This is a genomic window from Streptomyces sp. NPDC051172 (genome assembly GCF_040682555.1).
Lineage (GTDB): Bacteria > Actinomycetota > Actinomycetes > Streptomycetales > Streptomycetaceae > Streptomyces.
In genome coordinates this window covers 33,677-56,186 of sequence record NZ_JBFBBE010000061.1, presented here as the reverse complement: position 1 = coordinate 56,186, position 22,510 = coordinate 33,677, and the positions used below count along the sequence as shown (strand labels likewise).

19 protein-coding genes and 3 pseudogenes are annotated in these 22,510 nt (G+C 68.5%); 13 read left to right on the top strand and 9 right to left on the bottom strand.

Annotated features, from left to right (window positions below; translation table 11 throughout):
• The 3 genes and pseudogenes from AB0N07_RS30875 to AB0N07_RS30865 form a co-directional block, all read right to left on the bottom strand.
• Nucleotides 1-1,238: site-specific integrase (locus AB0N07_RS30875; protein ID WP_365840629.1), on the bottom strand; the 1,238-nt coding region annotated here is incomplete at its 3' end.
• Nucleotides 1,226-1,432, bottom strand: a complete 207-nt coding sequence (locus AB0N07_RS30870; protein WP_365840627.1) for a helix-turn-helix domain-containing protein — start codon at nucleotides 1,430-1,432, stop codon at nucleotides 1,226-1,228. The genes AB0N07_RS30870 and AB0N07_RS30875, both read right to left, overlap by 13 nt.
• Nucleotides 1,429-1,806: pseudogene (locus AB0N07_RS30865) on the bottom strand (replication initiator); the annotation flags it as partial. The pseudogene AB0N07_RS30865 and the gene AB0N07_RS30870, both read right to left, overlap by 4 nt.
• A 17-nt stretch (nucleotides 1,807-1,823) precedes the next feature.
• Here AB0N07_RS30865 and AB0N07_RS30860 point away from each other — a divergent pair.
• The 4 genes and pseudogenes from AB0N07_RS30860 to AB0N07_RS30845 form a co-directional block, all read left to right on the top strand.
• Nucleotides 1,824-2,225, top strand: a pseudogene (locus AB0N07_RS30860) (hypothetical protein); the annotation flags it as partial.
• Between the two features lie 264 nt (nucleotides 2,226-2,489).
• Entirely contained in the window at nucleotides 2,490-3,317 is an 828-nt protein-coding gene (locus AB0N07_RS30855; protein WP_365840625.1) for a hypothetical protein, read from the top strand.
• A 991-nt stretch (nucleotides 3,318-4,308) separates the two neighbouring features.
• Nucleotides 4,309-4,812: a hypothetical protein gene (locus AB0N07_RS30850; protein ID WP_365840623.1), complete on the top strand. Its 504-nt coding sequence runs from the start codon at nucleotides 4,309-4,311 to the stop codon at nucleotides 4,810-4,812.
• A 101-nt stretch (nucleotides 4,813-4,913) separates the two neighbouring features.
• On the top strand, nucleotides 4,914-5,309 hold the full coding sequence (locus tag AB0N07_RS30845; RefSeq protein ID WP_365840621.1) for a hypothetical protein: 396 nt from the start codon (nucleotides 4,914-4,916) through the stop codon (nucleotides 5,307-5,309).
• 511 nt (nucleotides 5,310-5,820) lie between these two features.
• Here the strand turns inward: AB0N07_RS30845 and AB0N07_RS30840 are convergent.
• Nucleotides 5,821-8,610, bottom strand: coding sequence for a PKD domain-containing protein (locus AB0N07_RS30840; protein WP_365840619.1), 2,790 nt, complete (start codon nucleotides 8,608-8,610; stop codon nucleotides 5,821-5,823).
• Nucleotides 8,611-8,936: 326 nt separating this feature from the next.
• Here AB0N07_RS30840 and AB0N07_RS30835 point away from each other — a divergent pair, with 326 nt between their 5' ends.
• Entirely contained in the window at nucleotides 8,937-9,158 is a 222-nt protein-coding gene (locus AB0N07_RS30835; RefSeq protein WP_365840617.1) for a hypothetical protein, read from the top strand.
• A 347-nt stretch (nucleotides 9,159-9,505) separates the two neighbouring features.
• On the opposite strand, the gene AB0N07_RS30830 is transcribed toward AB0N07_RS30835, so the two are convergent.
• From AB0N07_RS30830 to AB0N07_RS30820, 3 genes and pseudogenes are all read right to left on the bottom strand, one after another.
• The gene (locus tag AB0N07_RS30830) at nucleotides 9,506-9,754 is read right to left on the bottom strand and encodes a hypothetical protein (protein ID WP_365840615.1); all 249 of its coding nucleotides are present in this window, start codon (nucleotides 9,752-9,754) and stop codon (nucleotides 9,506-9,508) included.
• A gap of 112 nt (nucleotides 9,755-9,866) precedes the next feature.
• A complete protein-coding gene (locus tag AB0N07_RS30825; RefSeq protein WP_365840613.1) occupies nucleotides 9,867-10,208 on the bottom strand; it encodes a hypothetical protein in 342 nt (113 codons plus the stop codon).
• A 92-nt stretch (nucleotides 10,209-10,300) separates the two neighbouring features.
• Nucleotides 10,301-10,387 (bottom strand): annotated as a pseudogene (locus AB0N07_RS30820) (MarR family transcriptional regulator); the annotation flags it as partial.
• Nucleotides 10,388-10,450: 63 nt separating this feature from the next.
• Between AB0N07_RS30820 and AB0N07_RS30815 the strand changes: the two are divergent.
• The 8 genes from AB0N07_RS30815 to AB0N07_RS30780 all read left to right on the top strand — a co-directional run bounded on the left by AB0N07_RS30815 (nucleotide 10,451) and on the right by AB0N07_RS30780 (nucleotide 21,017).
• Nucleotides 10,451-11,335, top strand: coding sequence for a DUF2797 domain-containing protein (locus AB0N07_RS30815; RefSeq protein ID WP_365840611.1), 885 nt, complete (start codon nucleotides 10,451-10,453; stop codon nucleotides 11,333-11,335).
• 974 nt (nucleotides 11,336-12,309) lie between these two features.
• The gene (locus tag AB0N07_RS30810) at nucleotides 12,310-12,537 is read left to right on the top strand and encodes a hypothetical protein (RefSeq protein WP_365840635.1); all 228 of its coding nucleotides are present in this window, start codon (nucleotides 12,310-12,312) and stop codon (nucleotides 12,535-12,537) included.
• Between the two features lie 78 nt (nucleotides 12,538-12,615).
• Complete coding sequence (locus AB0N07_RS30805; RefSeq protein WP_311736776.1) at nucleotides 12,616-13,356, top strand: response regulator transcription factor; 741 nt, start codon at nucleotides 12,616-12,618, stop codon at nucleotides 13,354-13,356.
• On the top strand, nucleotides 13,353-14,969 hold the full coding sequence (locus tag AB0N07_RS30800) for a HAMP domain-containing sensor histidine kinase (protein ID WP_365840609.1): 1,617 nt from the start codon (nucleotides 13,353-13,355) through the stop codon (nucleotides 14,967-14,969). Before AB0N07_RS30805 ends, AB0N07_RS30800 begins: the two co-directional genes overlap by 4 nt.
• A gap of 14 nt (nucleotides 14,970-14,983) precedes the next feature.
• The gene (locus tag AB0N07_RS30795; RefSeq protein WP_365840607.1) at nucleotides 14,984-16,471 is read left to right on the top strand and encodes a bifunctional glycosyltransferase family 2/GtrA family protein; all 1,488 of its coding nucleotides are present in this window, start codon (nucleotides 14,984-14,986) and stop codon (nucleotides 16,469-16,471) included.
• 2 nt (nucleotides 16,472-16,473) lie between these two features.
• Nucleotides 16,474-18,633: a glycosyltransferase family 39 protein gene (locus AB0N07_RS30790; protein ID WP_365840606.1), complete on the top strand. Its 2,160-nt coding sequence runs from the start codon at nucleotides 16,474-16,476 to the stop codon at nucleotides 18,631-18,633.
• Nucleotides 18,634-18,694: 61 nt separating this feature from the next.
• Nucleotides 18,695-20,110, top strand: a complete 1,416-nt coding sequence (locus tag AB0N07_RS30785; RefSeq protein ID WP_365840604.1) for an MFS transporter — start codon at nucleotides 18,695-18,697, stop codon at nucleotides 20,108-20,110.
• A 151-nt stretch (nucleotides 20,111-20,261) separates the two neighbouring features.
• Nucleotides 20,262-21,017 (top strand): TetR/AcrR family transcriptional regulator, encoded by a 756-nt coding sequence (locus AB0N07_RS30780; RefSeq protein WP_365840602.1) that lies wholly within the window; start codon nucleotides 20,262-20,264, stop codon nucleotides 21,015-21,017.
• 101 nt (nucleotides 21,018-21,118) lie between these two features.
• Here the strand turns inward: AB0N07_RS30780 and AB0N07_RS30775 are convergent, their stop codons facing one another.
• Nucleotides 21,119-21,589, bottom strand: a complete 471-nt coding sequence (locus tag AB0N07_RS30775) for a PPOX class F420-dependent oxidoreductase (RefSeq protein ID WP_365840600.1) — start codon at nucleotides 21,587-21,589, stop codon at nucleotides 21,119-21,121.
• 48 nt (nucleotides 21,590-21,637) lie between these two features.
• Entirely contained in the window at nucleotides 21,638-22,459 is an 822-nt protein-coding gene (locus AB0N07_RS30770; protein ID WP_365840598.1) for a YceI family protein, read from the bottom strand.
• Nucleotides 22,460-22,510 lie beyond the last annotated feature (51 nt).

Below are 22,510 nucleotides of genomic sequence, written 5' to 3'. Positions count from 1 at the left end.
TCGGTAAGCCGTGTGCGGGAAAACCGCACGCACGGATTGAAAGGGGACGGAGGAACCGGGCCTGCAAGGGCACCGCGCCTCCAACTACCAATGGCGATCTGTGAGTGGCGGAGGATGCGTTGAGCCACCTTCGGGTGGACCTTCAGGGCGACCAGGAGCGAGCTGCAGGTGTGCCGGGTGTTCCGGAGCGGGATGACCCGGAGACCGGCACGTCGGGCGCGCAGGGCGAACATGCGGGTGAGGTTGCCGGGTTCGATCGGCGTCCCGTACTTCGTGGTGAAGACCAGGTCGCGGGTGCCCTGCCAGAGCTCCCCGGCCGCCTTCTGGTCACCGGTCTGTTGAGCGCGGCGCATGCGGAGTGCCTTGAGGCAGAACTGCGGGAGGGGAAGGAAGTCGTCCGACTCCTCGGTCTTGGTCTCCCGGTGGAGGATCTGACGGCCCGCGCGCTGGATCTGGTGATCCATGTACAGCTCACCGCTCTCGAAGTCGATGGACTTCCAGGTGAGCCCGAGGACTTCGCCACGGCGGAGCCCGAGGCAGAGCACCAGGACCCAGGCCGCGAACAGCGGATCTTCCCGCGCGACGGAATCGGCGAGGAAGCGCCCCGCCTCGACGACCGACCACGGCTTGATCCTGCGACGACGAGGTTTCGGGACCCTGACCAGAGAGGCCACGTTCTTGCTGGTCTCCTCCTCGGTCACGGCGTGGGTGAGTGCGGCCCGCAGGGCGTCGCGCGCTGCCTGGATCACGCGTCGGGACGGATGTGCCTCACAGCACTCCCCGATGGCACAGCAGCGCTGCCGGTCTCTGGGCCGCTTGGCGTCCTTGCCCTGTGTGCAGCACTGGCAGATGCCGGCCAATTTGGTCAGCCACTCGCGTACGTCCCGGACGGTCAGCTTGTCGAGCCGCTTTGCGCCGAGGTGCGGGACGATGTAGAGCCGCACCGAGCCCTCGTACGAGACGTACGACAGCGGGGCGAGGTTGGGCTTCACGATCGAGTCGAGCCAGTAGGAGAGGAACGCCGCCACCGTGCGGTGACGGGTCTGTACGGGGCCCTTGGTGGCTTCGTTGTGAAGCTTGATCCACTTCTCGTGGGTCTCGTCACGAGTCTTGCCATAGACGTACTTCCGCTTGCGGTCGCCCTCTGGGGTGGTGACCCAGACGTAGGCTGCGAAGCCGCTCTTGTACGGGTAGATGGACCCTTCCCCGTTGGCTCGCTTCCCGCTCATGCCGCCCATCCCTCGTCATCGGCCGCGCAGCGGTTCACGTATTCGTCGACCCAAGCGGGGAGGATGCGCCGGTTGCGGCCGACCTTCACAGAACGGATCTCGCCGCTTAGGACGAGCGCCTTTGTCTTGGAGAGGCCGAAGCCGAGCATCTCGGCGACCTCGGCCGTCGTGTGCCACTTGCGCTGGATCGTCACCGTGGTCACTTGGTCGGTTCTCCTTCCGTTCCGGGGGCGGGTTCGAGGGATGCGGCAAGCCAGGCTTCGGCGGAGGACAGGCCGGTTCCGGCGAAGACCCAGTGCGCGAGGACGTACGTCGTGTCGCTGCCGCGCTCGGGATGTGCGGCGGCTGCTTGCGCTCGGCGCCATTCGGCGCGGGCGTCGCGGAGGGCGCCGAGGGTGGTGGAGTAGCGGCGGGATTTGGTGGAGAAGTGGCCGCGGAAGCCGAGCATGTGGGCCCAGGCGCGCAGGCGGAGGTGTTCGAGGCTCTTGCGTGCGCCCAGGTCCCAGGCGGTGCGGATCAGGCGGCGGGCGTGGTCGCTGATGTCGAGTTGGGCGAGTTCGGCGGCGAACTTCAGGGGCGGTCGAGAGCACCGAAGCGCGTCACGGCTACTGGTGTGAATGCTGGACCCACGAACTTGCAGAACCGGAGCGGCCGACGCTCCGGGCATCCTTCGACGCGTACTCCGCTCCTCAGGCCGACAGATGGGTGGCAGTCGCACTGCGCACGATCTCTCCTGCACTCGACCCCGCAGCCTCAGATGAGGCATGGGGGTGGCTGTACCAAGGCCGCATAACGACACGGCAGGCCCTTCTTCGCGGACACCCCTGCCAGGTCTCAGTGACCCACAGCAGCACCCGCATCACCTGGACCGTCCGCCCAGTGATCTTCCTGCCACTCGCGCACGGCGAGCGCGTCGAACTCCCAGCCTGCGTAGATGACTTCAATCCCCGCGTGTCCAAGTGCGGCGTCGCGTCGACTTTCAAATCGAACGAGTGAAACGGGAAAGGCTTTTCGCATCGAACTCGCCGACATGCGCATTGAGCAGCTCTTCGGGTGCGGCGTGCGGCTCGTCTGCCTTGGTCGTAGCGGGGCGCGCCAGGGCGGGGGAGCATGAAACCCTCCGCTACCGGCTGCCGATTCGGGGCGGAGTGACACGATTTCGCAAAGCCTGCACGCACGTGGCCGCCCAGACTGGCAGGATGTCGCGTCACGCACGGAGATCTCCGCAAAGCGGGGTATCCGGGAGAAGGGGGGCGGAGCGTGCAGCAGGCGATCATTTCGCTGCTCGGTGTAGGACTCCTGATTTTCATCGTCGGCCTGGTCGGCGGGACTCAGCCCGTCAAATGGGTGCCCGTCATCAAAGACATGCATCCGCGGGCCCGGGTAGCCACAGCTCTACTCGGGGTCGTAGTCATCGCGGCGGGAGCTGTCCTTATCTATACGGGGCAGACCTCTGACGGATCGGGCAAGACAAGTACAGCGGACGAGAAGGAGTCCCAGAGTCCTACACCAACTCAGAGCGACACAGACACTGCCCCGCCGGATTCTGCAGAGCCAGCCACGGCTTCCGCCACTGTCAGCAGCGACGCCATTGTGGACGACTCGTCCAGCCCGGACGTGTCACAGGACACGGGCAGCGACGCTTACACCCTGTACAGCAAGCACAGTGGCTCCCTCGGCTACGGCGATCACGCCGTCGACTTCGACGCAGCTCCGCCGGCACCCATGCCGCCATACGGCAATGGAGTGGACGAAGACCTTCGAACCGGCCAACCGGAAGGCAGCAAGATCGACATTCGTCTGACCAACGGTCAGACCATTGCTTCAGTATCAACTGACCATTCGGTCAATGACGCGAAAGGCTGCGTAGACCTTCTTTCTGGGCCTACTGCTACGGAAGGCGGAGACAGTGCCACCAACATCCCTGTGGGTGTCGGGGACTCCGTGTGCTTCCGAACGTACAAGGGTCGCATCGCACTGCTGCGGGTAACGTCCGTGAGTAGCAAAGACGCGGCTGACTGGAACAGCGACCATCTGGAGTACACGGCTCTCGTATGGAACGACCCCAACGCGATGACTCAGCAGTGAGTTGCAACTTTCTCTACTGGTTCAAGGCGGCTCGCTCCGCTCACCGCGCGCGGCCCGGCCCCCGGCCGGGCCTGCGCTCCTGTCTCCGCCCCGCTCCAGCCCGGCCGGTGTCCGTGCCGCGCGCATAGCAGCGAGCCGAAGGCCACGAGGCGACTTGCGCACGGGAGCGGCCACGGTCAGAACGATGCCTCCGGCGGGGGATCGGCCGGCACCGGGATGGGGGGCGCCGTTCCCGACTGCGGGTCCGCTGTGGCATGCGTGGAGTGGCTCCCATCCCGTCCACCGTCGACCCAGGCAGAGCCGAGCAGACGCGGCCCATGGCGTCCAGGTCGTTCGTACAGTGGCGCGCTCCACCTGGACGCCATGAACCACACCCGCTCCACGGTGTGTGGGTCGACGGCGGACGGGATGGGAGCTGGGGTGAGTGGTGGGCTTGAGTATTAGTAGCCCGGCCCGCCTCCACCACCGGACGAAGATGGGGCAGGACCGACGAGCCGAGAACGTGCTCGCCAAGCGGTTCACACGCGGGGAGATCGACGCGGACGAGTTCAAACGTCGGCTCGCTCTGCTCCGGGAGCTCCGATGACCCCGTATCGCCGCCGGCCGGTGTGGCCGGCGGCGATACCGAGAAGGGGAATGGGGCCTGGTGGGCCAGCCGGGCGATCAACTAGGGTTGCGAGCGGAAGGCTGCGGCCATAGCGCTCGCTACACTCCGGCGCTCTACCACGCTGAAGCCCGCCCGTTTCGGGCTGGTGCCGCCACAGCATCGCACTCTGCGCGGGCAGGCTGGAACCGTGGTCGTTCCCTCATTTCTGCGCTCCGTAACCCTCGATTTCGAATACCGCGAGTTCTCGGGAATTGTGCGGCCATCTGGCGCATGATCCAAGTGCGGTCGGCTTTGCGCGCCTCAACGATGGCGCTGAAGGGCGGAGCGCGAAGCTTGTGACAGCCGAGCGTTCCGCTGAGTCATGCGTCAAAGAAAGAGAGAGCCATGACGGCAACGACGGAGACCCCCACTCAGGAAAAGGCCGGGGTAGGCCAGGAAGAGCTGGGTGAGGAATCCGCCTTCGGACCGCTTCTGCTGGCCGCGCTTCTCGCACGGCGCGAGGAGCGTGGTGAGGAACCGATCATCGAGCACCCGCTTCTGCTCGCCGCGCTCATGCGGCGTCGTAAGGAGGGTGGTGAGGAGTCGGGCATCGAGCACCCCCTTCTGCTCGCCGCGCTCGCGCGTCGTAAGGAGCGTGGTGAGGAGTCGGGCATCGAGCACCCCCTCCTGCTCGCCGCGCTCATGAACCGCCGTCGGGAGCGCGGTGAGTCGCTCATCGAGCACCCCCTCCTGCTCGCCGCGCTGATGCACCGCCGTCATGAGGAGGGCGGTGAGGAGTCGGGTATCGAGCATCCGCTTCTGCTCGCGGCGCTGATGCACCGTCGTCGGGAGCGCGGTGAGTCGCTGATCGAGCATCCGCTTCTGCTCGCCGCGCTGATGCGCCGCTGAACGAAAACGGCGACACCCCTGCCCCCCGGGCCCCGGCAGTCGCAGGAATCGGGGGGCGGGTCCCATAGGGAAATCGAGACATGAGGACATGAGGAACGACCATGGCAGCTGAGTCCGGCGGACAATCGGAACGGGATCCCTTGGAGAGCTTCATCGACGAGATCTTCGATGAAATGGTGCGTGATGCCGGAATCCCCCATACCGGCGTCGGTGTGAAGCATGGGAAGGACCCGCTTGCGGGGGCCCTGATGGAGGCGGCCGTGGCGTCCCTGTCTCAGCCGTCCTCCCGTTCCTCGGAACTGGAAAGGGTGCTCTTTGCGCAGACCCTCGCGACCGCACTGGCAGACGCTCTCGCACCCGCTCTGTCGGAAGTACTGGCCTCGGAGATCATGAAGGTGCTGACCCACCACGCGGACTCCCGAAAAGGCCCCACTCATGAACCCGCCGGTGGGACCGGCCGAGGCAGCCGTTCCTCCGGAGGCGGCGAACGTTCCTAGAGGCCACGAGTGACCTCCAGCAGGGCGTCGCACCATGGTCCCGGACCACGTCCCCCGCGCGAGGCGGGAGGCGGTGCGCTATACCTGCTCCGTCAGGGGTGGACGGTGAGGGATGTGGCCGAGGGACTGAAGAGAGCGGTCCTGACAAGGTCGTTAGGCCATGGCGCCGCTCCAAGCTGACGGCAACGACGCCGTTGATCACGGCCATCAGCGATCAGCCGGGGGGAGGGCGGAGCCCCCGCCCAACAGCCTGCCCGATCCTACGGATCAGAAGGTTGCACCAGGTAGAGACGGTCTGGCTCCGTGCCAGGCCGTCTCAGTTTCCGTCTCATTCAGCCAGGTTCACCGCCGTACAGACGGGTCCATCGGTAGTGGCAGCCCCGGCGTTCGTCCGTCCATGAACGCAGGTGAACGGCCGGGGCCGCACCCCTTGACCCCACCAACAGACTTGGAAAGCGTGCACCCCATCCGGCGTAGCGTTCTGGTGGCTGACTCACGGGACTGGAGTCGGTCAGCCGTAGTACCCCTCCAGGTCGGCGATGACGTTGACGGCTCCCTGAGCATTGTTGATGCGGATGCAGCCGTCGGCGCCGACCGGGAGCACGGCCAGGACAGGGCGGGTCTCTCCGGCGGCCAGGTTGTCGTTGTAGACGTTCGGCAGGCTGCCGTCGCCGTAGGCCGTCAGATGCGTGACGGTGGTCGGCCCGACACCGGTGAGGTTGACCAGTACCGCGCCGGCGTCCGCAGGGACGCCGTCGACCCCGGCGACCTTCACCGTGAGGGTGCCGTCCGCGCCCAGCGGCTCAGCCGGGGCACCAGTGCCGTTGCGTGTGTCGAGAAAGCGGGTGGGACTGGTCGGTACGAACGGGCCTCCGCCTGTGGTGTAGAGGCTCTGGAGGTCCGCGATCAGGTTGACGTGTCCGCCGCTGTTGTAGATCTCGATCTTGCCGCTGCAGACGGGCGTGACCACCAGGTTGGAGACGGTCTGCCCGGTGCGGTAGTTGAGGTTCGATGTGCTGGGACGGCTTCCGCAGTAGACGGTGACCACGCCGCCGCTGGTGCCTCCCGTCGCAGTGACGTTGAGGGCGGCGGCCACCGCGGAAGAAGCCTCGCGGGGCAGGGTGACGGTCGTGGTGCTGCCCGGCGCGACCTTGCCCTTGGGGGCGCCGATGCCGTAGCGGGTGTCCAGGATCCGCTCGGGTGTGGTGAGGGGTGACAGGCCGCTCAGGTGTGCACCGGTCCTGGGCACGCTGGTGAAGTAGCCCTGCACGTCGGCGATGAGGTCGACGTCGCCGTGTGCGTTGTAGAGGTCGACGTAGCCGTCGCTGCCGACGCGGACCGTGACCAGGTTCGGGTTGACCCGCCCGGCAGTGAAGTTCAGGTTGGAGGCGGTCGGGCGACTGGTGCCGTCCGGGTACACCGTGACGTAGCTGCTCGCGGTGGCGTCGACGTCGGTGACGTTCATGGTCACCGCGGTCACTCCCGAGGTCGGGATGCCGCCCACGCCGAGAACCTTCAGGCGCACCACGCCGCCGGGACCGACCGGCCGCTGGGGTGCGCCCGTGCCATGGCGGGTGTCCAGAATGCGCTTCGGGCTCGTGACCACGTAGGAGGGGCCGACGGTCGCCGTGGTGGTCGCCGTGGCGGTACGTCCGTCGGAGTCGGTGATGTGCTGCGTGACGGTGTACGTGCCGGCGGTGGCGTAGGTGTGAGCGGTGTAGCCGCTGGAGCCGGTGACTGTGACAGCCGCCGATCCGTCGCCGAAAGTGATCCGGTCGCTGGTCATCTGGTAGTAGCCGGTCGCGGTGAACGCGCAGCCCGCGGTGCGGGGTTCGGACGGGTCCTGGCCGCATGAGAGGCCCGCGTCGGGCCCGGGCGGCTGGGTGACCGCGAAGTTGATGAACCCGCCGGTGCCGATCCGGGTGCCGTCGGCTCTGTCCACGTCTACCGCTGCCTGGAGGTAGCCGCTACCGGAGTCCTGCGTGTAAGTGTGTGTCGCGGAACCGGTGGACGACGTGGTCGTGGTGCCGTCGCCGAAGTCGAACGCGTAACTCGCGCCGTCCAGCGAGTCCGACCACGGGTTGCTCACCTTGGCGGTGAAGGTGGTCGGTACCCCGACGTAGGCGGTGTAGTTCGGTGACATGGCGATTCCGCCAACTTTGAACGGGTCCTGGAACTCCATGGCGCCCCGGTCGTACGAGCTGTCACCCGTGCCGGTGTCCGCGACCAGAGGGTCGTTGACCCTGGGTTTGCCGTAGTAGTCCGTGGAGAGTTCTCCGGGGGCGTTGGCGTCGCCCGAGTCGATGAGCGGGGAGTGCTCCGTCAGCCACTCCGTCACCGGGATGGTCAGGTCCGTCTGGTCCAGGTCGTGGGCGCCCTGCCCGGTGCCGTTCCGAAGGGCCTGGCTGGTGGCGTAGGCGGTGCCGCCCCAGTCGTAGTCGGTGCCGGTCGACAGCGGGTTGACCGCGTTGTAGTCCTCGGTGACCTGCGCGGCGGAGGCGGCGTCCACCGTGATCTCGGCCGGTGTGCCGGTGTCGGAGCAGGTAGTGGTCGTGGCGGGCATCACGACGGTGTTCTCCACCGACCCGGAGCTGCCGTCGGTCAGGCTGATCGCGTTCCCGCACACCGTCGAGATGGTGTCGCCGGCGAGGTGGATGCCGGTGGTGCCCACGGCCGTGACGCCGCCATGCACGGTCCCGGCGAAGCGGTCGTCGGAGAGCGTGACGTCCTGTGCTCCGGCCCCGCTGGCGAAGACCGGCCCGCCCGACTGGAAGACCAGGTCCCGGGTGAGCGCGATACCCGAGGAGGAACCGTCGACCGTGATCGCCGGGATGGTCGCCGCCGTGTGGAGGCCGGTTCCGACGGTGGCGAGGCGGTAGGTGATGTGCTGTGAGTCCGCGAAGGCCAGGGCAGTGGTTCCGCTCGCCGAGGCATAGATACCGGCCATGTCGACGTACTGGGCGCCCGAGAAGGTGATCCCCGTCGTCAGCCCGCCCGCCACCTTGACCTCTGTTCCGGTGCTGGCTGCGGCGAAGAATCTGACGGGCGCGTCTGCCGTGCCCTTGCTCGATATGGTCACCGGGGCGTAGACGGTGTTGTTGCCCGCGATGTGAACGATGTCGCCCGCAATCGCGGCCTGCGCGGCCGGCTCGATCTGGCAGAAGGGCTCCGCCTGCGAGCCGGGGCCGGTGTCGCTGCAGTTGGCGGCGAGGTTGTCGACGTACAGGGCCGTGCCGGTGTCCGCATGAGCTGTGCTGGTGCCGAGGCCGCTGAGCAGGACCGCCAAAACGGCGGATGTCACGAGTGGTTGTCCGTGGCGCACCGGGTGCGCTCCCCCCTGGCCGGTGAGGGCGCAGGATCGCCGACGCGCACGGCCTGTCACATCCAGTCAGCTGTCCGCTGGAGCTGAAGCGAGACTAGATCAGCTATAGGAAGGCGAACAGTTGAGCGGGCGCCTTTTACCCGATCTTGGCCGCCCCGGGCCTGCTTGCTGGATGGCGGTCGTCACGGAGTTGGAGAAGCGCCCTCTCTCGACAGTCCGCTCACGACAGGGCCGACTCGTTCCCCCTGGTCTGAGCACCGCACCACAACCGCACCAGATGGAGCGAGAAATAGCGGGGAGCCACGGTGAAAGCAGCCGAGCAGCTCTGTGCAGGTACCGCGTTGGCCTGTCACGATCAACACGTGGCCAACCTGTCGAAGGTCGTAGATCGTCTGGATGCCGTCATGGACCTGTTGGGCCCAGTGATCGGCGTCTTGTTGCTGGTAGTGGGCATTGACACCTACCGCGACGGTGGATCTGCCTGGCGTCGACTGGCCGGCCGCCGTAACCCGAATGCCTCGTCATAGCGAGGCCACACAACCGCCCATGCTCCCGCAGGTGCCTGATGGGACGTTGTCCGGACCAGGCCCGAGGAACTGCGGTACAGCAACCGTCCTCGCCCAGCAGTGTCCTGCAGAGGCCGTCGAGCGACCTGTATGGCCGTCAAAGACCGATCTCTACAGAGCTACGGATCAGAAGGTTGCAGGTTCGAATCCTGCCGAGTGCACACAGGTGAGAGGCCCCGGAGAGATCCGGGGCTTCTTGCGTTTCGGGGGGCGGTGGCCCGGGGGTGGACACAGCGCTCGGCGCCCGGAGCTGTGCTCCGGGCGCCGAGACCCAAGTCGGTCAGCTACGTGACGCGATCAGTGGCCACCTATTCGCAGGTACTGGAGCCGACGTGGTTGTTCTGGCCGCCCGCGTTGCCCTCACCGTTGAGCGCATTGCCCAGGAGGCCGTTGAGCAGTCCGACCTGGCCGAGGATGTCGACATTCAGGTCGTGGGACCTGCACCCGCCTCCTTCATGCATGGGGCTGGCGGGCTGGGCGGTGGCGGTGCCGGTGGCTATGAGGGTGAAGCTACCGAGGATGGCGGCCGCAACAGCGGCCTTGTGAAGCTTGCGCATGACTCCTCCTTGGGTCGAATGGAGCGCGCCATCAAAGATCCACTAAGCGCTCATTTGGGAGGCTAATCCGATATGTCCCGCCGCGCTCTCCGGAGCTGGCATAAGGGGTCAATTACGCGCAACCGGGCGAACCAGGCATCGTTGCTCCGGTCACGTAGCAGGCCCGAATCCTGTTGATTTCACACACATTTGAGGCCTCGAAGGATTTCAGGGCCTCGTGTCTCTTCGGGATCTGACACCGACACAGATGGGCGGACACATCTGGACGAGTGCAAGCGGCGGCCGCCAGGCGGTGGAAGGCCTGAGTGGTGCGGGGACGGGAGATCTCGTCCAGCGGGTGCCGCCGCTCGGGGTCGGCGAGGACCGGGTGTGCCAGGTCCCAGGCGGCGAGCAGCGGGGCGAGGTCGTTCTCGTGGAGGTGCTCCTCGGTCAGGTCGTCCGTCGGGTCGTCCATGGTGTGCCCGTCCGGGAGGGCGGGAGCGGCTTCATGGCGGTTTCCGTTAGTGTGTTCAGGCGGGCGCAGACCTCGCAGGCGCCGGCCTCCGTGTCCGACCGGGCGGCTGGGCGGACCTGGCGTCGGTCCGCCGGGTCGGGACGGCAGGTGACGTAGCCGGCGCGTTCCAGGCGGTTGAGGGTCGGTGTCCCCTTCCTGCCGCGCCAGGCCGTTGTCAGTGCCCCCACTTACTCTCGTGAGCGATGGCACAGTCATGGAAATGCACGGGACTGCGGTGGTCGGGGGACGGTCCCGTGCTGGTGTGGGACGGCGGGCGGGTGAGCTCGCTGCCGTGGGGGAAACGGGTGGCCTTCGGGGTCGCGGACGGGGGTGTGCGGACATGTGCGGGCGCGCGTGGACATGCGTGTCCGGTACGGGCGGTCGTGCCGGGGCGGAGTACGGGGGCGCGGTGCGGGGAGTGTGCACGGCTGGACCGGGCGCACTCGGTGGCGGCCGACACGATCGCGGACGACCCGCGGCCGTACCACGTGTATCTGGCGTGGTTCGGGCCCGGCATGGTCAAGGTCGGGATCACGGCCGAGGAGCGGGGCTCCGCACGGCTGCTTGAGCAGGGTGCGGTGTGCTTCAGCTGGCTGGGGGTGGGGCCGCTGATGGCGGCGCGGCGCACCGAGGAGTTGCTGCGGGCCGCGCTCCAGGTGCCGGACCGGATTCCGTACGCCGAGAAGCGGGCAGTGCGGTCCGGGTTGCCGGTGGCGCAGGCGGAGCGGGCGGCAGAGGTCGAGGGGTTGCACGGGCGGGCGCTCGCACTCGACGGCTGGCCGGAGTCGCTCGCCCGTGAGCCCTGCCAACCGGTCGATCACGCCGAGGTGTTCGGCCTCGCCGACCTGCCGGCCGCCGTCGGCGAGGTGACCGAGCTTGTCGCGGGCGGGGCGGTGAGCGGGCGGTTGGTTGCTGCGGCCGGGCCGGATCTGCATCTGGTGACCGGGGGACGCGTCGTTGTGCTGGACACGCGGTTGATGCGGGGGTGGGAGTTGCTTCCTGTCGAGGGACCTGTAGGAGAGGGCGAACTCACCCTTCCGGTAAAGGAGTTCAAGTGTGGGTCCAGCCCGCAGGACGGCTTGTTCTGAGTTGTCGGTCGAACCTGGACGGGCCGGCGTGCGGCGCCTCGGCCACTCGGTCGGGGTCTCACCATCGTCCAGACGCGGGCCGACCGGTGGGCCGTTGAGAGGCTCGTCGTCGGCAAGAGGATCTGGGCGGAGCTGGATATCGGCCGCCGGCCACGAGCGGCAACCACTATTTCAACAACCAAGATGAGCAGTCAATTAGCAAACCCGACTATCCTCTGGGCTACTCCGGCTGTAGCAGGCTGCCTCCCCTGGATCTGGGTCTGGGGAGACAGAGGAGGAAATGACAGGCATAAAGCCATCCTCCTCTGCCTTTCCCTATCTCACGCGGGGATAGGTGTCATGCACACTGGTTGCCGACACCGTTGCAGTCGCCATCGTCTCCGCCGTGCCGATAGGCGATCGGGCTGGACTGGACCGTTGTGGCCTTTGTGGCGGTGTGGAGGACGGACGGAGCGGCCATCGCGGATCCGGCCGTGGCAGTCGCCGTTGCGATAGCGAAGCCAAGGACGGCACTGATCGCGAGTATTCGTGACATGGATATCTCCAGGCGTGTTTGGGGTTTTGCCTTCTTGTCCATCACTCTGCAGACTCCTGCGGCAGGTTTCATCTCGGGCGCCGCCAATCGTGTGACCCGACGGAATCGTCCTGCCATGTCTCCGACGAGCGGAAATACCTGTGTTCCTGCTCCCGATTCCCCGACAGCCGCTCTCTGGTAACGCCCCGAGAGAATCTCTCCCAGCACCAGGCTGCGCGTGCCGTAACGCGGGATGGCGTCGCACGGTTCACGGGCCACGGCCAGGTACGCGGAGTGCGACCTCGACAACAGAGGCCCCACCGTGGCCCATTGTTGCCCCGTCAGATCCTCACCGTGGACACCCGCCTCCGACCGGGGCGAGCCTCCCGAACCTCACGCACACCAGAACCGCGACCTGCAACTTCACGATGCGCAGTGCTCAATGGGGCAAGAGGAACGGGTGGCACTGATCAGGGAGTTCGGCGTGCGTCGCTTCGTCGCCACGCTCTACCCGCACAAGCCCGGCATCCCCGCTGCGGCTGGTTGTCGCGACCGGATCCTGCTGGGCGGCGACTTTCCCAACATCCCTTATCCGTACGTCCGTCAGTTGCATGCCCTGGAGCGGCTGGGGCTGGTGAGAGCCCACAGGCAGGTACGGCAGGTCAGGAGGTTCCCAGGGTTTGCCTGAGAGGTGCCTGTGCGTTTCTCAGGGAAATCACAGGTTGCCGAAAGGGCGCTCTCAGAGGATCCCGACAGTGTGTCCACCATGACCACGACCTCGCCCCAGGGGCGCACCGAACTGCTGAGGCCGGACGGGAGCCCCGTCCGAGTGCTTGTGGTGGACGACGAGATGTCGATCACCGAGCTGCTGTCCATGGCCCTTCGCTACGAGGGATGGCAGATCCGGAGTGCGGGGGATGGCACGGGTGCCATCCAGACCGCGCGGGAGTTCCGGCCCGACGCCGTCGTTCTCGACATGATGCTGCCGGACATGGACGGGCTCACCGTGCTCGGGCGGCTGCGCCGTGAGCTGCCGGACGTGCCGGTGCTGTTCCTCACCGCGAAGGACGCGGTCGAGGACCGGATCGCGGGTCTCACCGCCGGTGGCGACGACTACGTCACCAAGCCGTTCAGCCTGGAAGAGGTCGTCGCACGGCTGCGGGGGCTGATCCGGCGTTCCGGTGCGGCCGACCGGCGGTCCGACTCCGTGCTCGTCGTCGGTGACCTGACGTTGGACGAGGACAGTCACGAGGTCAGCCGGGCCGGGGAGGGCATCCATCTCACCGCCACCGAGTTCGAGCTGCTGCGCTTCCTGATGCGCAACCCGCGGCGCGTGCTCAGCAAGGCGCAGATACTCGACCGGGTGTGGTCGTACGACTTCGGTGGGCAGGCCAATGTGGTCGAGCTCTACATCTCGTATCTGCGACGGAAGATCGACGCCGGTCGTGAGCCGATGATCCACACCCGGCGGGGAGCCGGTTATCTGATCAAGCCTGCCGCGTCATGAGCGGACGGCGACGACCGCGTCCGCAGAAGCGACGAGCGGGACAGCCGCGCACCCTGCGGGCCCGGCTCGTCGTCGCGTCCGTGGTGCTGATCGCCGTGGTGTGTGCGGTGATCGGTACGGTGACGACGTTGGCGCTCAGGTCGCATCTGTACGGCCAGTTGAACAAACAGTTGGGCGAGGCCGTGCAGTTTGTGTCGGGCGACTTCCGGCCTCCCGACGGGGGCAGGGACGGTGGTGGGCCCGGCCAGGCCAACCAGCGGACCCAGAACCACAAGCGGACCGATCTCAGTGAGTTCGTCAGGCACGGCCCGCAGCACCCCCCCGGCACGCTCGCGGCCAAGGTCGTCAACGGCTCCGTCGCCGACGGCAAGATCGGCAACAAGTCCTCGGCCAACTTCGAGATGAGCGCCGGGGACCTCACCGGCGCCCAGATGACCGCCCTCGGTCAGGTCTCCCGGGACCGCAACCCGCACACCGTGGACCTTCCTGGGCTCGGCACATACCAGGTCGAGTACAGGAGCGGCTACTACGTCGGCTTTCCCACGGCGGAAACCGACGGCAACATCAACACCCTCATCCTCGTCGAAGTCAGCGTCACCGCCGCCGGCCTCGGTGCCGCCGTCGTCGCCGGTTACGTCCTCGTAGGCGTAGCCACCCGCCCCCTGCGCAGGGTCGCGGCAACCGCAACCCGTGTCTCCGAACTCCCCCTGCACACCGGCGAGGTGAACCTCAGCGAGCGCGTTCCGGAGTCCGAGACCGATCCGCACACCGAGGTCGGGCAGGTGGGGGCCGCGCTGAACCGGATGCTGGACCATGTCCACGGTGCGCTGCACTCGCGGCAGCAGAGTGAGATGCGGGTACGGCAGTTCGTGGCGGACGCCAGCCACGAGTTGCGCACTCCCCTGGCCTCCATCCGCGGGTACGCCGAGCTGACCAGACGCGGCAGGGAGCAGGTCGGCCCCGACACCCGGCACGCCCTCGGCCGTATCGAGTCCGAGGCGGGCCGTATGACCCTGCTCGTGGAAGACCTGCTGCTCCTCGCCCGGCTCGACGCCGGACGGCCGCTGCAGTTCGAGCAGACCGACCTCATCCCGCTGGTCGTCGACACGATCAGCGACTCCCGTGCGGCCGGCATGGACCACAACTGGCGGCTCGACCTGCCGGACGAGCCCGCCCTCGTGTCCGCGGACGCCGCACGGATCCAGCAGGTGCTGGTCAACCTGCTCGGCAACGCCCGCAAACACACCCCGCCCGGTACGACGGTCACTGCACGCGTGCAGCGGCGCGGCCCGTGGATGTGTGTCGACGTGGAGGACAACGGTCCGGGGATCCCGGGGGAGTTGCTGCCGCATGTCTTCGAGCGGTTCGCGCGCGGTGATTCGTCGCGCTCCCGCGCCTCCGGGTCGACCGGCCTCGGTCTGGCGATCGTGCAGGCCGTGGCGACCGCGCACGGCGGTGCCGTGACCGTGGACAGCGTTCCTGGATGCACGGTGTTCACCGTGCATCTGCCCGCGCTTGCCCCGGTGGTGCCCCGCCCGGCCCCCGAAACGAATTGGCAATCGCACTCACAGGCAGACCACAGTGCCAACACACGGGTGCAACAGGGCACTTGACCAGAGTCGGTCCCATGCGAACCGACTCTTCTCCCGGCACCCTGCCGGCGCGGGAGCACCTCCCGGCCGGCGACGCCGGTACGCCTGTCCTGGACGTAGTGATCCCCGTCTACAACGAGGAGAAGGACCTCCAGCCGTGTGTGCTGAGACTGCACGACCACCTCAAGCGCACGTTCCCGTACGCGTTCCGGATCACGATCGCGGACAACGCGTCGACCGACACCACCCCGCTGGTGGCGGCGCGGCTGGGGACGGAGATCCCCGAGGTCTCCGCCTTCCGACTGGAGCAGAAGGGCCGCGGTCGCGCCCTGCGGACCGTGTGGTCCGCCTCCGAGGCGCCGATCCTCGCCTACATGGACGTGGACCTCTCCACCGACCTCAACGCCCTGCTGCCGCTGGTGGCGCCGTTGATCTCCGGCCACTCGGACCTGGCGATCGGCTCCCGGCTGGCCCGCTCCTCCCGCGTGGTGCGCGGGCCCAAGCGGGAGTTCATCAGCCGGGCGTACAACCTGATCCTGCGCGGCTCGCTGCAGGCCCGCTTCTCCGACGCGCAGTGCGGCTTCAAGGCGATCCGGCGTGATGTCGCGCAGGTGCTGCTGCCGCTGGTCGAGGACACCGGCTGGTTCTTCGACACCGAGATGCTCGTCATCGCCGAGCGCGCGGGGCTCCGTATCCACGAAGTGCCCGTCGACTGGGTCGACGACCCCGACTCCACCGTCCACATCGTGAGGACGGCGACCGAGGACCTCAAGGGGGTGTGGCGGGTGGGCAAGGCCCTGGCCACCGGGTCGCTGCCGCTGGACCGGATCACCCGGCCGTTCGGCGACGACCCGCGCGACCGGGACATCCAGGACGTGCCGAAGGGGCTGGCCCGTCAGCTCGTCGGGTTCTGTGTGGTCGGCGGTCTTTCGACCCTCTTCTATCTCGTCCTCTACAGCCTCTTCCGCCAGTTCGGCGGCTCGCAGGTCGCCAACGCGCTGGCCCTGCTGGTCTCCGCCATCGCCAATACGGCGGCCAACCGGCGCCTCACCTTCGGAGTGCGCGGCAGCGGCGGCGCCGTCCGGCACCAGGCGCAGGGCCTGGTCGTCTTCGCCATCGGCCTCGCGCTGACCAGCGGATCGCTCGCCGCCCTGAACGCGGCGACGTCCGACCCCGGGCACTCCACCGAGCTGGCGGTCCTCATCGCCGCCAACCTCGCGGCGACCGTGCTGCGCTTCCTGCTCTTCCGCGCCTGGGTCTTCCCGGACAAGAGCGACCGCGAGCCGTCCACCGTGGTGGCCTCGCACACGCCGGAGCCCGGCCCGTCCTCGCCGACGTACACCACGGCCGCCCAGTACGCCCAGCACCCGCAGCCGTACCAGCCGCTCCCGCAGCGTCCGGTCGCGCAGAACCCGTACCGGACCACCCAGTTCCGCGCCGGTGAAGTCGCGGACCAGCGCTGGGAGGACGCCACCATGCATCTGCCGCCGGTGCGCCCGACCGACACCGAGCCGAGGGACTGACGATGACCACCCACTACGACCGGACGACCCAGCCGGGCCCCTCCGCGTGGGGCCCGCCACAGACGGCGACGACGGACGTGCCGGAGCCCGTCGCTCCCCAGCCCGCCCCGGCTCCCGGATCCGGTGAACCCGAGCAGCCCTTCGTCCGCAGACTCCGGCGCGGCCGCCCCGAGGACCCCCGCTGGGTACGCCCGGCCTTCCTCGGCCTGCTGCTCGCCACCGGCCTGCTCTACCTCTACGACCTCAGCGCCTCCGGCTACGCCAACTCCTTCTACTCGGCGGCCGTCCAGGCGGGCAGCAAGAGCTGGAAGGCGTTCTTCTTCGGCTCGCTGGACGCGGGCAACGCCATCACCGTCGACAAGCCACCGGCCTCCCTGTGGCCGATGGAGCTGGCGGTCCGGATCTTCGGCCTCAACTCCTGGGCGATCCTCGTCCCCGAGGTCCTGATGGGCCTCATGACGGTCGCCGTCGTCCACGCGTCCGTGCGCCGCCGGTTCAGCCCCGCGGCCGGACTGATCGCGGGCGCGGTGCTCGCGCTCACTCCCGTCGCGGCGCTGATGTTCCGGTTCAACAACCCGGACGCCATGCTGGCGCTGCTGATGTCGGTCGCCTGCTACTGCGTGGTCCGGGCCCTGGAGGACGGCCGTACGAAGTGGCTGGTGTGGGCCGGTGCCGCGATCGGATTCGCGTTCCTCGGCAAGACGCTGCAGGCCTTCCTGATCCTTCCGGCGCTCGCGATCGTCTACGCGGTCTGCGCGCCGGTGCCGCTCAAGAAGCGCCTCGGGCAGCTGGCCGCGGCGACGGCCGCGCTGGTGGTGGCCGGCGGCTGGTGGGTCGCGATCGTCGAGCTGTGGCCCGCCTCCTCCCGCCCGTACATCGGCGGCTCGCAGGACAACAGCTTCCTTTCGCTGACCTTCGGCTACAACGGCTTCGGGCGCCTGAGCGGCAACGAGACCGGCAGTGTGGGCGGCGGTGGCGGAGCCGGCGGCACCGGCATGTGGGGGGCGACCGGCTGGAGCCGGATGTTCAACTCCGAGGTCGGCAGCCAGATCTCCTGGCTGCTGCCGGCCGCGCTGATCCTCCTCGTCGCGGGCCTGGTGGCCACCCGCAAGTACCGGCGGACCTCCGTGACCCGTGGTTCGTTCCTGGTCTGGGGCGGGTCGCTGCTCCTGACCATGGTGGTCTTCAGCTACATGGCGGGCATCTTCCACCAGTACTACACGGTGGCCCTCGCCCCCTACCTCGCCGCCGTGGTCGGCATGGGCTCCGCGCTGTTGTGGGAGAGGCGGCGGGAGACCTGGGCGTCCCTGACCCTCGCGGCCGCGGTCGTGGCGAGCGCGGCCTGGGGCTACGTACTCCTCAACCGCACCTCGGACTATCTGCCGTGGCTGAAGTACCTGGTCCTGGTCGGCGGCCTGGGCGCCGCGCTCGGCCTGATCTTCGCGGGCCGGATCAACCGGCAGCTCGCCCTCGGGGCGGCGGCCGTGGGCATCCTGGCCTCGCTGGCCGGCCCGACGGCGTACACCCTGTCCACCGTGAACAGTGCGCACACCGGTTCCATCGTCACGGCGGGCCCGGCCGGCGCGAGCACGATGGGCGGCGGCCGGGGCGGCCCCGGCGGCGGTGGCATGCGGGGCGGCGGCCCCGGCATGCGAGGCGGCTTCGGCGGCGGAATGCCGGGCCAGAGCCAGCAGAACGGCAACGGCAGCACCCGGAACCAGCAGGGCGGTATGCCCGGCGGCCGGACGGGCGGTGGCATGGGCGGCGGCATGCGCGGTGGCGTCGGTGGACTGCTGAACGGTGCGTCCGTCTCCTCCCAGGCCAAGAAGCTGCTGGAGGCGAACTCGTCCCAGTACACCTGGGTCGCGGCGGCCATCGGCGCGCAGAACGCGGCGAGCTACCAGCTCTCCACCGGCGACCCGGTGATGGCGATCGGCGGCTTCAACGGCACCGACCCGTCACCGACCCTCGCGCAGTTCAAGAAGTACGTGGAAGACGGCAGGATCCACTACTTCATCTCCAGCGGCACCGGCGGCGGCATGACGGGCGGCCGCGGCAGCGGTACGTCTTCGCAGATCACGTCGTGGGTCGAGAAGAACTTCAAGAAGGTGACGGTCGGTTCGTCGACCTTCTACGACCTGACGCAGAAGGCGAGCAGCTAGCACTCGGCAGCCGACGAAAAGTGTTGTACACCGTATAGCTACCAGCTATACGGTGTACGGCATGTCTACGTCCTTGCAGAGCCGGCCGCAGGGCCACCCCCGGCGCTGGCTGATCCTCGGTGTCATCTGTCTCGCCCAGCTCACCGTGCTGCTCGACAACACCGTCCTGAACGTGGCGATCCCCTCCCTCACCAGGGAGTTGGGCGCGGCCACCTCCGACATCCAGTGGATGATCAACGCGTACTCGCTCGTCCAGTCCGGTCTGCTGCTCACCGCGGGCAGCGCGGCCGACCGCTACGGCCGCAAGAAGATGCTGATCGCGGGCCTGGCCCTGTTCGGGGTCGGTTCGCTGACCGCCGGACTTGCGGGCAGCACAGGGCAGTTGATCGCCGCGCGGGCCGGCATGGGCGTGGGCGGTGCGCTGCTGCTGACCACCACCCTCGCGGTGGCGATGCAGATCTTCACGACCGAGGAGCAGCCGAAGGCCATCGGCATCTGGGCGGCGGTCAACGCGCTGGGTTTCGCGGCGGGTCCGCTGCTCGGCGGTTTCATGCTGAACCACTTCTGGTGGGGAGCGATCTTCCTGGTCAACCTGCCGGTGGTGGCGCTGGGGCTGATGGCGGTCGTGGCCCTGGTCCCGGAGTCCCGGAACCCGCGCGGGGACCGCCCCGACCTCCTCGGTGCTCTGCTCTCCACGATCGGCATGGCCGCGCTGGTGTTCGCGATCATCTCCGGGCCGGAGCACGGCTGGACGTCGGGGCGGGTCCTCGGCACGGCGGCGGTCGCCGTTCTGGTCCTTGGTGCCTTCGCGTACTGGGAGACCCGGATCCCGTACCCCATGCTCGACCTGCACTTCTTCAGGGACCGCCGGTTCACGGGCGCGGTCGCCGGCGCGGTGCTGATCACCTTCGGCATGGGCGGGGCGCTGTTCCTGCTCACCCAGCATCTGCAACTCGTACTGGGTTACGGCCCCTTGGAGGCCGGTCTGCGGACGGCACCGCTCGCGCTGACGGTCGTCGCGCTGAACTTCTCGGGGCTGTCGGCCAAGTGGGCCGCCAGGTTCGGTACGCCGGTGTCCATCGCGTTGGGAATGGTGCTGATGGCGGGTGGGCTGGTGTCCATCGCGCTGCTGGACTCCGGGGGTTATGCGGGGACGCTGGTGGGGCTGTTGCTGATCGGTGGGGGGTGTGCGGTCGCCAATCCGGCGATGGCGCACGCCATCATGAGCGCGATTCCTCCGGAGAAGGCGGGGGTGGGGGCTGGGATCAACGGGACGTTGGCGGAGTTCGGGAACGGGCTGGGGGTTGCCGTGCTCGGGGCGGTACTCAGCTCCCGGGTTCCGTCGGCCGGGCTGGCCGCGGGTTTGCAGACGGGGCAGTTGGTGGGAGCGGTGGCGGTACTGCTGGGTGGGTTCGTGGCGGCGGCGTTGCTGCGGCGGGCTGAGCGGGCAGACTCGGGGATGGTGGTCGCCCAGTAGCTCGCAGGGTGCGGTTGTTCGGCGGCTTCGCGTTCGTCGTGGTTCTCGCGCGCACGCGGCGGAGCCGCATATCGATGCAGCCCCGCGCTTCTTGAGAGCGGCTGCCACCTAGCATCGTGATCAGTGAACGCAAGTCGAGGAAGGTGCGCCAATGGTGAGGGCAGCCGAGCGGGCGGCGCGGACCAGTGTGTGGCTGGAGGGCAAGGTCCGCCGGGGCGGTCGCGGCGGGCAGCCGTCGGGGCTCGACCGGGACCGGATCACCGAGGCGACCGTCCGCCTGCTCGACGCTGAGGGGCTGGCCAGGTTCTCCATGCGCCGGCTGGCGGCCGAGCTGCACGTCACCGCGATGTCCGTCTACTGGTACGTCGACACCAAGGACGACCTCCTCGAACTCGCCCTGGACGCGGCCTTCGGCGAGATCGCACTGCCGGAGCCGGACGCCGACGAGGACTGGCGCGAGCAGCTGCGCGCGCTGGCCAGGGAGTACCGCTCGCTGCTGGTGCGCCACCCCTGGCTGTCGCCGCTGGCCGGTACCTTCCTCAACATCGGCCCGAACAACCTGGCCTTCGCCCGGGCCGTACAACGCGTCATCCGCCGCACCGGACTGCCCACGCACGGCCTGGCGGCGGCCATCTCGTCCGTCTTCCAGTTCGTGTACGGCTTCGGGACGATCGAGGGCCATTTCAACGCCCGGAGCGCCGACTTCGGCATGACCGCGGACGAGTACTTCAAGCACGCCATGACCGCGGTGACGCAGGACCCGCAGGCCGCCGAGGTCGTCAAGGACTCCGAGGACATCATGGCGGCCCGCGGCGGCGACACCGTGCACGAGATGTGGGAACGGGACTTCGACTTCGCCCTGGACCTGCTGGTGGCGGGCATCGAGGCGATGGTGGCCCGGGGCTGACGCGCTCCTGGCCGGAGGGGGAGCCGCGCCGGTGGGCGACCGGCTCCCGCCTCTGCTTTCTGCGCCAAACGCGTCCGTCGAGTGGCCCCGGGCGGTGGTGACTAGTCCCCGGACGCCAGTCGTGCCGGGAAGCCGCCGGTCGCCACCGGCCCCCACTTCTCCGGTGTGACCCGGATGATCGACTTGCCCTGCTTGACCATCGCCTCCCGGTACTCGTCCCAGTCCGGGTGCTCACCCGCGATGTTCCGGTAGTACTCGACCAGCGGTTCCACGGACTCCGGTGAGTCGATGACCTCCGCTGTGCCGTCCACCTGGACCCACGGGCCGTTCCACTCGTCGCTCAGCACGACGAGGCTGACGCGCTCGTCCCGCTTGGCGTTGCGGGTCTTGGCCCGTTCGGGGTAGGTGGAGACGACGATCCGCCCCGAATCGTCGACCCCGCAGGTCAGCGGCGAGGCCTGCGGGCTGCCGTCGGCCCTGCGCGTGAGCAGGATGGCGCGATGGCGGGGGCGTACGAAGTCCAGCAGTTCGTCGATGGAGACCCGGGTGTTGCTCGCGATGTTCGGTGCCATGGCGTCAGCCTAGGCCCGTGCGGCCCGACAAGCCTGCCTCTGCCGTGCCTACGCCTGCGGCAGCGACTCCCCCTGTACCGCCTGGATGTCCAGCTCCACCTTCAGGGTCGTGCCGATCGCGGCGATGCCCGCCTGGAGCACCTGGTTGTAGTTCATGGCGAAGTCCTCGCGGCGCAGCTCCGTCGTCGCCCGGAACGCGGCCCGCGTCCCGCCCCACGGATCCGCGCCCGTGCCCAGGTAGGCCAGGTCCAGGTCCACCGGCCGTACGACCCCGTGCAGGGTCAGCTCGCCGTGCACGGTCCAGCGGTCCGTGCCCGCGGCCGTGAGGCCAGTCGACCGGTAGATGATCTCCGGGTGCTTCTCGACGTCCAGGAAGTCCGGCGAGCGCAGATGGTCGTCGCGCATGCCGTTGCCCGTGTCGATGGACGCGGCCCTGATCGCCGCCTCGACCCGCGACTTCGCCACCTCGTCCGGGGCGATCTCGATGCGCCCGGCGAACTGCGTGAACCGCCCGTGCACGCTGGAGATCCCCAGGTGCTGGGCGACCGCGCCCACCGAGGAGTGCGCCGGGTCGATGGTCCACGGCCCGGGCGGCGGCAGCTCCGTGCCGCCCTGCCGGGCCAGCGTCACCGCGCCCAGTTCGGCCCGTCCGCTCGCCGTGACGAGCGCGCTGGAGGCCACGGGCGCATACCCGACGGCCGTGACGATGACGGTGTACGCGCCCGGGGCGAGCTCGGTGGCGTCCCGTACGGCCCCGTCGGCGTCCGCCTCCGCGCGCAGCACCTGCGTGCCGGTCATGTCGGTCACCGTGACGACCGCGTGCGACACGGCCCATCCGTCCCGCGTACGGATCTTCGCGGTCAGGCCCATCTTGACTCCCTGTTTCTCCCTGCAGTGCAACTGCTCGTAAAGCTGGTCGTA